At 44.3% G+C, this 16,071-nt stretch carries 10 protein-coding genes; 5 read left to right on the plus strand and 5 right to left on the minus strand.

The genetic code is table 11. The annotated features are described in order from the left end of the window. Positions 1-10: 10 nt before the first annotated feature. The gene (locus AABK39_RS22770; RefSeq protein WP_338393039.1) at positions 11-1,507 is read left to right on the plus strand and encodes an IS5 family transposase; all 1,497 of its coding nucleotides are present in this window, start codon (positions 11-13) and stop codon (positions 1,505-1,507) included. A gap of 49 nt (positions 1,508-1,556) precedes the next feature. Here AABK39_RS22770 and AABK39_RS22775 read toward each other — a convergent pair whose 3' ends face one another. Then, positions 1,557-2,954, minus strand: a complete 1,398-nt coding sequence (locus tag AABK39_RS22775; protein ID WP_338395519.1) for an alpha-amylase — start codon at positions 2,952-2,954, stop codon at positions 1,557-1,559. Between the two features lie 153 nt (positions 2,955-3,107). After that, positions 3,108-5,402 (minus strand): TonB-dependent receptor, encoded by a 2,295-nt coding sequence (locus AABK39_RS22780; protein WP_338395520.1) that lies wholly within the window; start codon positions 5,400-5,402, stop codon positions 3,108-3,110. A gap of 500 nt (positions 5,403-5,902) precedes the next feature. On the opposite strand from AABK39_RS22780, the gene AABK39_RS22785 reads away from it, so the two are divergent. Continuing rightward, on the plus strand, positions 5,903-7,486 hold the full coding sequence (locus AABK39_RS22785; protein ID WP_338395521.1) for a glycoside hydrolase family 172 protein: 1,584 nt from the start codon (positions 5,903-5,905) through the stop codon (positions 7,484-7,486). A gap of 69 nt (positions 7,487-7,555) precedes the next feature. On the opposite strand, the gene AABK39_RS22790 is transcribed toward AABK39_RS22785, so the two are convergent. Both AABK39_RS22790 and rsgA read right to left on the minus strand, forming a co-directional pair. Next, positions 7,556-8,974, minus strand: coding sequence for an alanine/glycine:cation symporter family protein (locus AABK39_RS22790; protein WP_338395522.1), 1,419 nt, complete (start codon positions 8,972-8,974; stop codon positions 7,556-7,558). 318 nt (positions 8,975-9,292) lie between these two features. Then, the gene (gene rsgA, locus AABK39_RS22795; protein ID WP_338395523.1) at positions 9,293-10,417 is read right to left on the minus strand and encodes a ribosome small subunit-dependent GTPase A; all 1,125 of its coding nucleotides are present in this window, start codon (positions 10,415-10,417) and stop codon (positions 9,293-9,295) included. Between the two features lie 666 nt (positions 10,418-11,083). On the opposite strand from rsgA, the gene AABK39_RS22800 reads away from it, so the two are divergent. Next, a complete protein-coding gene (locus AABK39_RS22800) occupies positions 11,084-11,629 on the plus strand; it encodes an NUDIX hydrolase (RefSeq protein ID WP_338395529.1) in 546 nt (181 codons plus the stop codon). A 95-nt stretch (positions 11,630-11,724) separates the two neighbouring features. Next, positions 11,725-12,189 carry a Dps family protein gene (locus AABK39_RS22805; protein ID WP_338395524.1) on the plus strand — a complete coding sequence of 155 codons (465 nt, stop codon included), beginning with the start codon at positions 11,725-11,727 and terminating at the stop codon, positions 12,187-12,189. A gap of 121 nt (positions 12,190-12,310) precedes the next feature. On the opposite strand, the gene miaA is transcribed toward AABK39_RS22805, so the two are convergent. Continuing rightward, positions 12,311-13,261 (minus strand): tRNA (adenosine(37)-N6)-dimethylallyltransferase MiaA, encoded by a 951-nt coding sequence (gene miaA / locus AABK39_RS22810; protein WP_338395525.1) that lies wholly within the window; start codon positions 13,259-13,261, stop codon positions 12,311-12,313. A gap of 323 nt (positions 13,262-13,584) precedes the next feature. Between miaA and lacZ4 the strand changes: the two genes are divergently transcribed. Further along, positions 13,585-15,657, plus strand: coding sequence for a beta-glucuronidase LacZ4 (gene lacZ4, locus AABK39_RS22815; protein ID WP_338395318.1), 2,073 nt, complete (start codon positions 13,585-13,587; stop codon positions 15,655-15,657). Positions 15,658-16,071 lie beyond the last annotated feature (414 nt).

Consider the following 16,071-nt stretch of genomic DNA (forward strand, 5'->3'; position numbering starts at 1 on the left):
CCTTGCACCTATGATCAAGACAAGTTCCTCGCAATTGAGTATAGAAGGTTTTTTGGACCCGGAAATAGGGCGCCTTAACCCGGAAAACAGATGGGTGAAGTTGGCCAACTCCATCCCCTGGGCGGAATTGGGTTTGGTCTACGAATCGAAAATGTCGACGGGCAAGGGCAGTCCGTGCAAACCGGCCCGGCTGGTCATCGGCGCGCTGATCGTGAAGCATAAGCTGAACGTTTCGGACGCCGAGGCGATAGAACAAATCAAAGAAAATCCGTATCTCCAGTATTTCGTGGGACTCGGCTCGTTCACCACGGAAAAGGCCTTTGACCCTTCGCTGTTCACGACGGTCCGCAAGCGGCTCGGGTACGGGGATTTTAACAGGATGAGTTCGCTTTTGCAACACGAGGGGATCCGTATTGCGGAGGGCGATCGGGATGAAGGGTCCAAAGACGGGCATTCCGGGGACGCCGAAGATGACAAGCGGGTTGTCTCCTGCGACGCGACGGTGGCGCCGCAAGAGATTCCATACCCCACGGACCTTGGGCTGTTGGCTACGGCGAGGGTGCAGTCGGAGAAAATCATCGACCTCCTTTGGCCCGTCGCCAGGGATTCCGGTTTATCCAAAAAGCCCCGGACTTACCGGGATAAAGCCCATAGGGAATATGTCGGGGCGACGAGAAAAAAGAGGAAAGGAGCCGAATTCTGGCGCGTGTGCGCACGCCGACAGCTGAATTATCTGGAACGGAACCTACGGCATATCGACAGCCTCATAGAGGCCAACAAGGGCGTTATACGCCTAAAAAGCAGGTTTTTGAAGATTCTGATGGTGCTTCACGAAATCGCCAGGCAACAGTCGCTCATGCTGGAGACCGGTGCCAACAGGGTGGACGGCCGCATCGTGAACGTCTTCCAGCCCCATGTCCGGCCGATAGTCCGGGGCAAAAACGGAAGCGACACCGAGTTCGGCGCCAAATTGTCCGTAAGCCTTCACGAAGGCTATTCCTATCTGGACAAGGCGCAATGGGACGCTTACTACGAGGGTGACGCGGAAGTGATCCGCGGGCACATCGACAGTTTCGGGGAGAGAAACCCGGAAATGAAGCTCGGCAAATTCGTCGGGGACAAGATTTACGGAAACAGGAACGCCCGGCAGACCATGTCCGGCGCGGGTGTGGAATTCGTGGGCTCCCCGTTGGGAAGGCCTCCCTCAAGTCCCGAAAAAATCAGGGAACGCAAGGAAAACCGGGCGCTTCACCAACGGCACCGAAGCAGGGCGGAAGGAAAATTCGGGGAAGTGAAACGGGGACTCGGATTGGACAAAATACAGGCAAGGAGAGCGGACACTTCGCTTTCATGGATCGCCTGCATTTTCTTCGTGGCCAACTTGAAAAGATTTCAGAGCGAAATCTTTTTTGACCTTGTTTTCTTGAGCTGGAAATACGGGATATGGCTTCAAGACGGCGAAAAGAAACAGGAAAAGACTGTCTGGCAAAATATCCTAGCTGGGTAGCCCTCTGGGCTTTTTCAGTAAACCCTAATTAGATTAAGCTCTTATACGGTTATTCCGCCAAGGTCCAAACAGTATAGTTTTCTTTCGGGCATTCCACGAAAACGGTTCCGTCGGCGTTTACGGTCAAAACCTTATCGCTGTTTCCCGTAGCATCTTTGATTCTCTTCCCAGCCCAGAGGGTTGATACTTTTCTGCTTTTTGTCTGGTCTGAACCGTTCAAGAAAACTATTAAACCAGAACCTCCTTCACGACGGGCCACATATTCGTCATTATCAATATGAAGAACGGTGACATCTCCTTTTGCTAATGTCCGTTTAATCGTAATTAACTTATTCAGCGCCTCTTTATCTAGCCATTCTTCATAATCTTGATAGAAAAGGCAAGGCGTTCCCGGATGCGTCATGATATATGCGTAAGCGTAATTCTTATTCCAGATTCTGGCGCCGTCGTGGTGTTCTATATCGTGATTAGCCACAAACGTTACCGCCTTTTCCGAATCACGTTTCCAAAGCATATCGCTATTTAGTTTTGTAAAATCATTTCCGTCAAACGCCTCATCCATTTTATAAAAACAAGGAAAGTCAAACGCCGGGCTTTCGGATTCTTTTACCCAAGCATAGAGTTTCTGCACATCACCATCCCAGAATTCCCCCACACTAAAACCGCCTATGGCCTTATTCCATTCCTTAACTACCCACGGAGCGAAACCTTTCACATAATCGAAACGCCAAGCGTCAAAACCCATTACATCCCTGTAGTATTTTCCAACGGAATCATCTCGCTTCCATAACCAATCCTGCACATAAGCATTATCAAGACATAAATCGGGAAATCCGCCAAAAGTGCCTTCATCACTTTCATGAATTCCATTCGGATGAAAATGCTCAGCGTGTCTGATAAACTTACCCGATTTCGGGCTAAAGTCTGTCCACGTATTTTCACCTTTCCATTTATTATATTCGGAGGCTCCACCGCTGTTATGGTTTATAACTATATCGGCAATCACTTCCAGCTTTTTTCCATGGGCTGTTTCTATTAGACTTTTAAGTTCCGCTTCAGATCCAAAACGCGTTTCCACCGTTCCATGCTGGTTGTATTTCCCAAAATCGTAATAATCATACGGATCATACCCCATCGAATAACCGCCACTTTGCGATTTGTTTGCAGGTGGAAGCCAAACCGCCGTTATACCGGCATCACTCCAGGCGGGAATCTTCGATTCGATTTTTTGCCACCAAGTACCTCCGGCCGGCACATCCCAATAAAACGCTTGCATAATCACCCTGCCCTCAGGAACAGAATCAGGCTTTTCGACAGGCGGAATGGGCGTAGATGGTTCCAAAGGAATCATTGGAACACTTTCCACGATTTCCTCATCATCTCCGGAACACGACCAAACCGATACGGCCAAAAGAACCAATAACAAAAATCTTCCTAACTTCTCCATACCTTCCCTTCTTTCCGATTTTTTATAAAACGACTTCAATCGCCTTATCACATCCCTAAAATGAAAAAAACGTCCGCCTTATTCAAAGCAGACGTTTCAATCAAGATAAAATACTCTTCTTGACCAACCCTTTATCTGGAAACCGAAAAAATATTAGTCTAAAATCCCAAACCTCACTCCGAAAAAGTAAGTCCTAGGAGCCGATGGCCCATAAATGTAGTTACTGTCCCGGTCTTTTCCTTTATCAAAATCATCTTGATACGCATTAAATACATTTCGTATCCCTGCAAAAACTTCTATCTGTTGTCCTATACGATCAAGATGAAACTCCTTGGAAATCTTCAAATGCGTTTCCCAGAAATCAGGAGAATCAAAATACTCATCTTCCGTAACTCCAGGCGCACCAGCCATATGTGGAACTATCATATTTCCTGTGTATACACCCGAAAGAGATATATACGTTTCAGGCATTGGGAAATAAGTCAAGGTCCAAAACCCATACTGCTTGGGCGTTCTCATATACTCGTCTGTCGAAGGTAAACCAGCTAAAAATTCCTGTTCGTCATCATATAAACTACTCTGTAATGTCAAGCCCGCTTCCGCCTGAATTTTTTCTTGATAGTTAGCCCTTAACTCCAACGTGGCTCCCATCACAGTTGAGTTTCCACCGTTGTGCTTATGCATTATCGTGTTACCGTTAGCATCCTCTCCTTTTTCTTCAAAAACAAAAGTGTCTATAAGGCGAGTCCGGAATCCTTCCAATGTGAAGCCATAAATATAATTTTCATTCGAACGGTCATAGTTAACCGAGAGAGTATAACTTCTTGAACGTTCCTCTTTTAAATCGGGATCAATTTCTGGTAACGTAACACCTCCGCCAGAAAAGGCTATATGAAGGTCAGTATCAAAAGCTTGCGGGGCGCGATAACCCGTCGAAAAGGCTCCGCGGAACTGGAAATCATTCCACTTGTAAAGCAAACTCAGCCTTGGGGAAGCGATAACCCCGTCTACCAAATTATGCTGATCAAGTCTAACTCCTGTCAGCAACGTTAAACCTCTAGTCATTTCCCAATCGCTTTGCGCAAAAACACCGCCTTGGGTCACTCGCTGATCGATTAGGTAATCGTAAATCTTAATCTCATCAAATGTATAATCGGTTTTAACTTCTCCACCAAAGGATAAAATATTCTTTCCTCCCAGAAAATCAGAAAGGGTTCTGTTATACTGAAAACCACCGATTACCGTATAGTTTTTTGTATTTCCATAAGCTTCCAAAGGGGCTTCGCCTTGATCAAAGTTATTAATTCCGGTGTAATGTTTCCGCCTAGTATCTTGACCAGAAATATAAGCCATCAAATCCCAATCGTCACCTTTATACTCGAAGTCCAAACCTCCGATAATAATATTATGTGTTCTGTCCTCCGATTGGTCAGCAAGGTGGGGAGCCTCGTTAATTTTGTTTCCGCCCCTACGAAATTCATAAATACTGTAAATGTTGGCGCCCAACGTAGCCCGATCGCTTAATTCCATAAAAGCGTTCATCCCGAAAGAGTTCGTCCTTAATTTCGGCATTTCCGAATAACCGTCTCCGTTTTCATCGAAATCGTTTCTAGTCCTTCTAGATCCGAAAAAAGATATCCCTGCATTACCTTCCTCATTAACCACCGAAGCGTTAACGTTCAGCATGTTATCTGGCACGTTGCCATTGATAAGCGAAAGGCTATTCGAAACCGAATACGAACTCATTTTTGGGCGTTTGGTAATAACGTTTACCGTTCCTGCCACCGCACTGGAACCATAAAGAGCCGAACCGCCACCACGAACCACTTCCACCCGATCTATCATATTGGCCGGAATCTGTTCCAAACCGTATAGCCCCGTAAGAGCGCTAAAAACCGGACGGCTATTGATCAGAATTTGCGAATATCCACCCTGCAAACCGTTCATTCGCAACTGGGTATAATTACATGTTTGACAATCGGTTTCCATACGTAATCCTGGCTGAAACGACAGGCCCTCCGAAAGCGTAGATGATTGTGTAAAACTCAGTGTTTGGGCATTCAAAACATTCACCGCCACAGGGCTATCGGTTATCTTGCGTTGCGTTCTGGTCCCTGTCACTACCACGGCCTCAAGTTCTTTGGAATTTTCCGCCATGGATATCTTGACCTCACGTAGCTCTCCTTTTTGCAAACTGATTCCACGGCGATAATCTTTTAGCCCCACAAACGCACAAACCAAACGATAATCACCGGCTTCTATTCCCGTAATCTCAAAACGGCCGTCACTATCGGTCACCGTTCCGAATGAAGTCCCCTCCAAACCAACTTGTGCAAGCGATACCGGTCCGTCCGGGCCCCGTACAATTCCTATAATTGACGCGCTCTGGGCAAATGCCCCCATAGCCATCGTCAGCATTACCAACGAAAAAGAAAAAATAGCTTTCATTTTTTTAGCTTATATGAAATATTTCATTTTGATCAATCTAATTACGCCAACAAATATTGCTGTAATATTATTTTTAGGCAAGTCTAAATTTATAATTATCGAAAACTTAATAATGGTTGAGCTATAATTGAGATTTAAAAAACATTCTGATTCCTTCCTAAAAAATGTCGTCTCACTATAACGACACTTCTCAGACAAGAACATAACTTTTTATAGTTACATCCTTTTAGCAATATCAAAACTGACTATATATAACAAAGATGTACCCCTTATATTACCCCAAACATTACCCTAAAAGCTCTACTTTTGGACGAAATCAAAGATCCTATATCTGAGAAAAATGGACAGCTTCGCTAAATCTAAGCGAAGTAAAAACCATCTAAAATGAAGTGATTTTGGTCTGGTACTTAAAAAAACGAAATGCTATGAGACAATTTTTCTGGATTCTGACTCCTCTTTTTTTAGTCAGCACAAATGTTTTCTCCCAATATCGGGTAACGATGAGTAGTCTTTTAAACGAAATGACCACTACCGACCAAATAGCCAAATGGCCGGAGGCGACTTACAGATGCGCTCAATTTTCCAGTTACGACCGCCGTTCCAAAACCCCAAATCCAGCAGACGGAAGAGCAAAAAAATCCAACCCGGACTCTGGAACGGGTTGGTTCGCTAATAACGACAGCAACAACTTTATCAGAACAGATTCTATAGACGGAAGAGCCGAAATGGTTATGATGGACCACAACGCTCCGGGTGCCATTGTGCGGTTTTGGTTAGTGACTACTCCAGGCGTATGGAATAACCCCGGTAAAATCCGGATCTATATTGACAGTGCGCAGAAACCCACTGTGGAAATGGACGCTTGGGAGCTTATCGGCGGGAACGGATTGGCTGGTTTCCCATTTTCTTATATCGCTTCTGACGCTACAATTCCAGCAGGAAGAAGAGGCCGAAACCTTTACTTACCAATCCCTTATGCCAAATCTTGCAAAGTAACTTGGGAAAAAGGCCCTGGCCCTGTCACAGGTTGGTCATCCAGATATTATAATATTAATTACAGAGAATATAAATCTGGAACCGACGTAGAATCATTTAGTCTGGACGTCTTAAAAAAGAACTCGAATAAGATTCTGAGGACAGGGGCTAAACTTATTGCTGAAAAGTCGGTAGAAGGAAAATCAAAAACTGTTAAAGACCATATCCTCAAACCAGAAGGAATCTCTGAATTGAAGATAAAAGGTGAACGGGCTTTACGAAATATTCGATTAAAGATATCAGCCAATGATTATAGACAAGCGTTGCGTTCTACTGTCATTAAAATCAGTTTCGACGGAAATAGAACTGTTTGGTGCCCGATAGGTGAATTTTTTGGAATAGGAAATACTCCGACAGAAAACCATACTTATTACGTAAGCAATAGCGCCGAAAATATAATGACCGCAAGGTGGCCTATGCCTTTCCAAAAAAACGCAAAATTGGAAATCATTAATCATGGTGATCAAGACGTTAATATTGAAGAACTCTCGGTAGTTTCCAATAAATGGAATTGGGACGAAAACAGTATGTATTTTTATGGCACTTGGTTCGAAAAACGCCATATCGACGCTACTCATCGCCAAGATATAAATTTCGTTAGTGTAGAAGGTAAGGGCGTGTACGTAGGCGACGCTTTATCCCTGTTTAACAGCGCTTCGGGGCGTGCGTGGTGGGGCGAAGGTGACGAAAAGATTTTCGTCGACGGCGAAAGCTTTCCTTCACATTTCGGAACTGGGTCAGAAGATTATTACGGGTACGCTTGGGCACGGTCCGAATCGTTTTATCATCCGTTTATAGCCCAACCATCTGGAAGTGGCAATAAAAAGGTTGGACCAGTCACTAATGCCAGATACCGAATACTGGACGCTATTCCGTTTAACAAGTCGATTCGTTTTTATATGGAACTCTGGCACTGGGAAGAGGTGAAAATCAATTACGCCCCAGCTACTTTCTTCTATGCGCAACCGGGAGCAAAGGTAAATATCCAACCGGACATAGAAGCCGTTAAATATAAAATCGCAAAAACTCAGAGCGAATTCCTTCAATAAGGATGGAATATAGAGAAAGCCTCGGAACATTCGCTCCGAGGCTTTCTCATTCTTATTTTTTCCTCTAAATCAAGAATGCTTTTTAATCTCTCCGGTTTTCAATCTTGAGAAATACGCGTCCATTTCCTTTTTGGCTTTCGGAGCCAATAACAAGGCTGATAATACTGTCGGGATAGCCATTACCGCATAAAATCCATCGATCAAATTAACAATAGATTTTAACGGAAAAACAGCGCCCATAACGATAAGAACAATATAGATATAGTTATAAATTCCTTTTCGCTCTTGTCCAGCCAAGTAACCTAGGCATTTCGTCCCAAAATACGAATATGTAAACAACGTAGTAAAAGCGAAAATCACTACGGAAAATACTAAAACGTACGTACCGACATCGCCGGGAAGCGCCTTAGTAAAAGCTTCGGAGGTCAAGGCAACTCCATTATTTCCGCCAGTCTTCCACTCACCTGTGATGATGATCACCAAAGCGGTTAGTGTGCACACTACAATCGTGTCAATGGCCGGTCCGAGCATCGCCACAAGTCCCTCTTGTACAGGCTCATTAGTTTTAGCCTCACCGTGCATCATTGGAGCCGTTCCGATTCCCGCTTCATTTGAAAACGCAGCCCTTTGGGCACCTATAATTACCAATGTCCCCAATGCTCCGCCTACTGCCGCTTTACCAGTGAAAGCGTCTTCAAAGATCAATGCAAAGCTTTCCGGAACCTTGTCATAATTCAATAACAAAATTACCAATACGGAAATCAAATAGATTACAACCATCAGAGGCACAAGTTTTCCGGCCACTTCCGAAATACGATGTAAACCACCGAAGATAACTAGCGAAACCACTCCAGCTATCAATAATCCTATTAATCCTCGAATCAATATTTCCGTGGAAAAGCCAAAAATTCCATCTGCTGGGATAACTCCTTCCAAACCCGATCCAGCAATACCGCTCAATATTTCCGTTAATTGATTTGACTGAAAAACTGGCCAAGTTCCCATTAATCCAGCCACGGCAAACAAAACGGCTAACGGCTTCCATTTTTTGCCCAATCCCTCTTCAATCACATACATCGGGCCTCCTTCAATATGCCCGTCAGCCTCACGTTTACGGTACATTACGGAAAGCGTACAAGTAAAGAACTTCGTAATCATCCCTAACAATGCGCTCACCCACATCCAGAAAAGTGCGCCCGGACCTCCGGAAACGATCGCAATCGCAACACCACTAATATTCCCCATTCCCACAGTCGCCGCGATGGAGCTTGACAAGGCCTCATAGTGATTGATTTCTCCAGGATCGTTAGGGTCATCATACTTGCCGGCCAAAATTGCCCAAGCGTGACGAATATATCTCAGAGGTTTTAATCCTGAATATATAAAAAGTAACAACCCGCCACCCAACAACAACACTAAAAGGATTGGCCCCATAAATGCGCTGAAAGCGCCCAACGCCGACCCGACTAAATCTCCAAAATCCGTCAAAACAATATCTATTTCGTTTGAAACCTAATTATTATCCAGCTTACACTGAAACACAATCGTCTATTTTATGACAAGCGAAACGATTTTCCAAACTAAATTAAGTTCTATTCACTTTTCCGACCTGATTTACCAATCATTTGCAAAGTTATCACCAGAATTATGAAAATCACTCAATAAATAGAAATGCGAAGACCACAGTCATAAGGTTCGGCCTCCGCATCTCATAAATTAAATCACCAGAAGGGAATAGAGAGTTTTACTTCTTACTTTCTAAATAAACTCAGATTACATTTATCCTCTTCCAAGCCAACAACAGCCCTATCGTCTTCTATTTTCCTTAACCTTTTTAACTTGTTTGACCATTTTGGCAAAGCTCTTTCCTCTTCGTCTTTTTTCAGCCACAGTGGATTCGTAATGCTCTTTTTCCCGAACCATTTTCAAGAAATTTTCATACGAATCTTCACTAATATCACCGTCTTCTACAGCTTCTATTACAGCGCAACCTGCCTCGCCAGTATGCGTGCAATCTGAGAAACGGCATTCTTCGGCCACTTCCGAGATTATATCGAATGTTAGTTCTAAACCTTGGTCAAGATCCGTCATTCCTATCTCACGCATCCCTGGGTTATCTATCAAAAGACCTCCGCCTTCCAATATTACCAATTGCCTATGTGTCGTAACATGTTTTCCCCGGCCTGTGCCTTCACCTATTTCACCTATTTCACCTGTTCTCATCACGTTTTTACCAGATAAAGTATTGATCAACGTAGACTTTCCGACACCTGAAGACCCTAACAAACAATAAGTTTTATTTGCCGTAATATGTGATTGGAGATCTTTCAACCCGCAACCATTATTATTGCTAAAGAGAATCACAGATATATCCCCAAGCCTCGCTTTAACTCGTGCTAAAAGCCTATCCGCCTCTTCCTTCTCTATTAAGTCTGTCTTGTTTAAAATTGCTACTGGCTCCACTCCTGCCTCACGGCAAATTGCCATATACCTTTCGATACGATTTATACTGAAATCACGGTCTATAGCCTGTACGATAAAGGATTTGTCGATATTCGTAGCGATTATCTGTTCTTCTCCTCGACGGCCAACGGCTTTTCTACTCAATACCGTTTTACGTCCGATTATGGCATGTATTAGCATATTAGATTCACCGAATTCCGTAACAGAAACCCAATCACCAACTGCCGGAAAATCAGAACGACTTTCGGCGCTATACCGCATACTCCCGACTATCTCGGCATCAAATTCTCCTTGTTCGGTCATTACTCTGTAGCGCCCCTTATGCTCGGCAATAACTCGTCCTATTCCAAAATCCTCCAGACCGCTTTCCCTTCTCCTTTTCTCGAAAAAAGGAGAATAACCCAAACTATTTAATGTTATATTTTTTTTCAGACTTTTATTGTCTGAATTATTAATGCACTTTGACATTTCTTCATCATTTTCCTTCGCCTATTCTTCCAATAAGTAAAGAGATAGACATTCCCCATTCGCTACGTTAAAACAGCATTTGGGGCAATTGAATAAACGCATAGGTAATCGCTCCAAAACATGTAACACATTTTAGATTACGGATTAACCCTAAGCTTAATAAAATCAAATTTGGAAATTGGCAGACACAAACGCGTCTCGGGCGAATCTTGCTGGTAAAAAAATTATCTTATACGATTTTATGCTAAGACTATCTTCCCAAACTCTGGAACCAGTGTTTGGAAAAGCCTTTGATTAAAACAAGATACCAGACGCCTGCCGGTTAGACCGACAATACACGCCCCGCCGATGAAGTATATTGAGTAGTATTTTTCATAAAACACAAAGGTAACAATTCGGCTGTTTAACACAAACTACCCAAACCTATAACGCTTTGCCTCGCCAATATTACATAACCTTACATATTGGGAAATATAATTTAACATACCGGATTAAGCTTTTCGTAACCGAAATGGGGCAGGTTGTAACAACAAGGGTGTTTTTTTTGCCCGAAAACCACACTAAACGTAAATTTGAGATTGAATGTCTCTTTCGGAGAATTTTTCTACCGTCAAGACAATTCTCATCTTTTCACGGCCGTACAGGCACAGCTCTCACCCTATCATGATGTTATCCCCACACCCCAGAAACGTCTTAAAGTATTGTCCAAAATGTGGAAAAAAAAGCTTCGTTTACCAAGAAAACGATTCCTTGCTTTGTGACGCTTGTGGTTTTCGTTTCTATATAAACTCTTCGGCGGCTGTTGCAGTCCTTATCACTGACAAACAGGGTCGACTGCTTCTGACCCGCAGAAAATTTGAGCCTCATCAAGGCATGCTTGACTTACCCGGCGGGTTTGTCGATGTAGGTGAAACTGGCGAGGAAGCCTGCATTCGGGAAATCAAAGAAGAGCTTGCGCTAGATATCGAGAAGCTACATTACAAGATCTCCGTGCCGAACGAATACGTATATGGCGGCGTAATGTATTTTACGCTGGACCTCACTTTTCATGCGGAAATCAAGGATTTAAACACACTGAAAGCGCACGACGACGTAGTCGAAGCCCTTTTCTTCTCTCCCGAAGATATCAACCTTAATAAAATCGGAGCAACATCCATCCGTAAAATCGTGCAGTGGTTTATAGACCAAAGCGCTAAAGAGTCGATTGATTAGTACTATCGACTCATTCAGTTCATCAATTTGATCTATAACAATCGAACGCCCATATTTGTATTGTAATCGAAACAGAAAAACAAAACACAACGGCTATGATCAGTATTGGATTGGACCAGAAAAAATCGGAAAACATTTCGGAGAAGCTCAACGTACTGTTGGCCAATTACCAGATGTACTACCAAAACCTTCGCGGGTTTCATTGGAACGTAACCGGTAGCGAATTTTTCGAACTACACGAGAAATTCGAAGAATATTATGGGGAAGCACAGGAAGCGATTGACGAAATCGCCGAAAGGATTCTCACCCTTGGCCAAACGCCTCTTCATACTTTTAAAGACTATGAATCGGTAGCCGAGGTTGAAGCTGCTAAACAAATCACGGACGGAAAAGAATGCGTATCTATCGTAGCCCGCGATATTAGCGTTCTTCTGAAAATAGAGCGTGAGATTCTGGACATCGCCGGAGATGCGGACGATGAAGGCACTTCAGCCTTGATGTCGGATTATATCCGTGCTCAGGAAAAAATGGCTTGGATGCTTAACGCATACCTCAAATAAGCTTTGGTTAGTTTTATTAAAACCGAACTCCACTTTATATCAAAAAAGCAATAAAATAACCTTATCATAGTTATGAAAACCTCTCCGGCGAGATGCCGGCGAGGTTTCTTTTTATAAACTCCTAACGAATCCGAAAACCGTTTTTATCCAATATTTCCATCGCCTGACTGATTTTCGAATCCATTGAATCCAAAGCATTAATCCAATGAATGTCAAAACCACGGCGTTCCATTCCCCTGAACCAGGTCATTTGGCGTTTGGCAAATTGATGAATATTCCTTTCCAGCTTTTCGGTCATTTCCTCAAAACCAATCTCGCCTAACACATACAGCGTCACCCAGCGATATTCCAATCCGTAAAAAATCAATTCGTCCGCAGTTACTCCACTATCCAGCAGTCCCCGGACTTCCTCTACCATCCCTTCTTCCAGCCGATCCCGCAAACGCTTCGATATCCGCTCACGGCGGGCCTCCCTATCGATATCCAAACCGAAAATAATGGGCTTCAATTCCGGTTTTTCATTTCCGGAAACATCCGCCCCGGGATTCTTCGCAAGATAATCCGCTATCTCCACTGCCCTTACCAAACGGCGCCTGTTATTCGGGTCCTTTATATCCTGATCTGTTAGACCTTGAAGCCTTTTGACCAACTCTTCTACGCTCAGTTCTTTCAATTCCCGACGCAATTCCTCATCTCTCGGCACCCAAGTCAAATCGTTTTCCGTCAGCACATATTCGATATACATACCGGATCCTCCGCACAAAATAGGCACGGCTTCCCGATCTTTCACTTTTTCTAACGCCTCAAAAAAGTCGTTATAAAACTCGCTTGCGTTGTACTTCTGACCTGCGTCACGAATATCGATCAGATGATATGGAATTGCTTTTCCTTCTATTGTGTAGTCTTCCAAGTCTTTGCCCGTACCGATATCCATTCCTCGAAATACCTGCCTAGAGTCACCACTCAGAATCTCTCCCCCCACTTTGGCCGCCAAGTTTGTGGCGAAAGATGTTTTGCCACTCGCCGTCGGCCCTACGATTACGATTAACGGTGTCGCTTCGCTTTTGTCCATATACGAAGATACTCATTTCCCCATTATCCGGTTTATACAAATAGGCATGTATGATGAGGAATCATGCTAACTTAATTAACTTGGAAAAAGCGAATCTCTGGGAATATCACAACTCGACTTTTTTCACTGAAAAGCTAAAAAATTAGTCGCTCTTTAATTTTGTGTTAACCGAAAAAAAATGGCACCCTTCCCGATAACGCTATCGCTTAAAACAGTGGCAATTGTATTTTATGTTTAGGCCAAAAATCATTATCTAAAGACTTAGGTCAAGGGGCCTAATGCTTGAATTAGAAACTTTATATTTTTACAAATACTTTTATCTTATGCTGAGCAAGAGGAAAACCTTTCTGTTTTTCGCTTTCTGCCTTCTCTCTTTATTGAGTGCGGAAGCGCAACGGCGAGCAATTGATTTGAATAAAGGCTGGGACTTTAAGCCATTTTACGTAGTGGCCAAGCAAACCCCTAGCGAAAAAGTAGACATTCCGCACACTTGGAACAATAAGGACGGACAATCCGGCAAGCTCGACTATTACCGCGGAATGTGCACTTATAACAAGAGTGTGGAAATCGGAAACGAGTTGAAGGGCAAGCGCCTTTTCATCAAATTCGAAGGCGTAAACACCGTCGCTACCGTATTGATCAACGGCAAGTGGGTGGGCGAGCACCGCGGAGGATACACCGCCTTTACTTACGACATTACTCCTTATGTGAAGTTCGGCCAGAAGAACGGAATCGAAGTACGCGTAAACAACGCTTACCAAGAGGACATTATGCCACTCTTGGGCGACTTCAACTTCTACGGAGGCATTTACCGCCCGGTAAGCCTTTTGGTTATGGAGCAAGCCTGCATCACGCCACTTGACTACTCCGGCCCTGGCGTTTACCTCCGTCAGATAGAAGTGAGCGACAAGAAAGCTTTGGTGGAAGTGAAAACCAAAGTGCTCAACAACTTTGACAAAGCCGAGGACTTCGAAGTAAAAACCGTAGTGCTCGACGACAAAGGAGCCACAATCGCCGAGACGAACAGCAAACTCCGCGTGCCTGCCGGCCAGACTTACGAGACCGCCAAGAAATTCGAAGTGCACAACCCGCACCTGTGGAACGGCAAAGAGGATCCATTCGCCTACAAGACCGTAACTACGCTTACGCATAAAGGAAAAACGCTCGATACGGTAGAACAGCCGATGGGCTTGCGCTATTACCACGTAGACGCCAACGAAGGTTTCTTCCTGAACGGCAAACACCTCAAACTCCGTGGCGTATGCCGTCACCAAGACCGCGAGGACAAAGGTAACGCCGTAAGCAACGCCGACCACGAGGAAGACGTAGCCATTATGAACGAAATGGGCGTTAACTCTATCCGCCTTTCGCACTACCCGCACGCTCCTTACTTCTATGACCTTTTGGACAAAAACGGTTATGTGGTTTGGTCGGAAATCCCGTTCGTAGGCCCAGGCGGATACCGTAGCAAAGGCTTTACTAACTCGCCGCGCTTCAAAGAAAACGGACGCCAACAATTGGTAGAGATGATTCGCCAGAACTTCAACCGCCCGGGTATTCTCTTCTGGGGACTGTTCAACGAACTGAAGCCTGTAGGCGACGACCCTACTCCTTACCTGCGTGAGCTCAAGGCCTTGGCCAATGCCGAAGACCCGTCGAGAATCACCACTTCGGCCACTTTCGTTGACGGCGAGCTGAACTTTATCACTGACCTTATCGCTTGGAACAAGTACTACGGATGGTACGGAAGCGACGCCAGCGTAATCGAGAAATTCTTCGACAACACGCACGCCAAATACCCATTCCTCAAAATCGGTATCAGCGAGTACGGCGCCGGCGCCAGCCACAAGCACCACCAAGAGGAATTGAAGCAAACCAACCCGGGTTCAATGTGGCACCCGGAGGCTTGGCAAGCGCACTTCCACGAGAAATACTGGAAAGCCATCGACGAGCGTCCGTTCGTTTGGGGTACTTATATCTGGAACATGTTCGACTTCGGCGCCGCTCACCGTCGCGAAGGACAGGAACACGGACGTAACGACAAAGGTATCGTGACTTACGACCGCAAGACGAAGAAGGACATCTTCTATTACTACAAAGCCAACTGGAACAAGGACGAGGCTACGCTTTATATCGCCAACCGCCGTTTCGTGAAACGCTCTGAGGCCAACACCAAGGTTCGCGTTTACTCAAACGCCTCTAAGGTTCGCCTTTATGTAAACGGAAAATCGCTCGGCAACAAAAAGACCGACAAGTACGGCATCGTACAGTGGGACGGCGTAACGCTGAAACCGGGCAAAAACGTAGTTGAGGTAAAAGCCACCATCAACAAAAAGCCTGTTACCGACACCGTAGAGTGGACGCTTGATCCTAACTCGGCCACGGCCAGCAAGTGAGATTAGTAAAGCGTACAGAGTAAAGAGTAAAAAGTCTGCTTGGGTATTTTTATCGATGGAAAAGCAGGCTTTTGAAATTGATCCTTTCGGGATTTGAACGCTTACTTCTTTACTATAAAAGTATAAAAGCGTAATCGATTCGGATATTCATTTCTTGAAATGGATCCTGAATCGGTTACGCTTTTTTTACGAATGCAGGTAAGGAATTACAGCTTTTCAAGCTTTCTACTTTATCATCCACGTAAGTTACAGTCTGTTTCGTTAAGTTTTCGACCAAAATCTCTTAACATATCGACCTGATTCTCTTAACTGTTTGGGCAAAATCTCTTAAGTGTTTTGGGTAAATGTGTTAAGAGAATTGACCGAAACAGTTAAGAGATTTGACCAAAAGTGTTAACACATTCGGAAGCTTCT

The sequence above is a fragment of the Fulvitalea axinellae genome (assembly GCF_036492835.1).
In the GTDB taxonomy this organism is placed as follows: Bacteria; Bacteroidota; Bacteroidia; order Cytophagales; family Cyclobacteriaceae; genus Fulvitalea; species Fulvitalea axinellae.